1 protein-coding gene is annotated in these 790 nt (G+C 73.5%); it reads right to left on the reverse strand.

Annotation, left to right across the window (positions count from 1 at the left end):
* Positions 1–790 (reverse strand): S49 family peptidase (locus AC08ON_RS09045; protein ID WP_476616781.1); only part of this gene is annotated, 790 nt, incomplete at both ends.

A 790-nucleotide genomic window follows, 5' to 3' on the forward strand; every position in this document is an offset into this window, starting at 1 on the left:
CACCGCGGGATCACGCGCGGCGGAACGGAAGGCCGCCGCGGCGAGCACCGGCCCGGAGAACGGACCCGGGGCACCGTGTCCGAGGACGACCGGCCCGGTCCCGTGGATGAGCGCGATGACCGACTTCTTCGGGTCGCGATGCGGCGCCGTCACGGAGGGGGCCAGCGCACTCGTCCCGATGCCCGCGGCCTCGTCCGGGTGGAGGTGGGCCTCCCCGGCGCCGTCGGGACGGGAGCCGTCCCGATCATCGGGAACCTCGCGGAAGAAGAAAGCCGCCGGACCGCCAGCCGCCAGCGCCGCCACGCGAAGCGCCGGGAACTTCTCCCGCCGCTCGGCGGACCGCCGGTAGGCGGAGGCGTACATCAAAACCGGCTCCGCGCCGGACCCGCGGCGCGCATCCTCCCGGCCCGCGCCCTCCCCGTCACCCCCGAATCCGGCCGACGGCCCCCGCGTCACCCGTTCCCGTGCCGCCGCGTACACCTCGTCGCGGTAGCCGAGACGGTCGACGAGACCGGTGTCGAGCGCGACGGACCCGGCCAGCGGTCCGAGATCGATCAGACGCCGAACCCGGTCGGTGGACAGCCCGCGTCCCTCGGCGATGCCGGCCACGATCTGGTCAGAGCTGGACTCGATGATCCGGCTGACCGCCTCCAGGTGCGCCGGGGTGAAGTCCCACTCCACCAGCGTGTTGACGGCGTTCTTGTACTCGTACCGCTGGCCGATCTCGACGGAGATACCGAGCCGGTCGAGCGCTCCCCGCAGGAACGGCGCCTCCATCCCGAGACCGGTC

It is taken from the genome of Frankia sp. CoWAU3, from assembly GCF_977971855.1.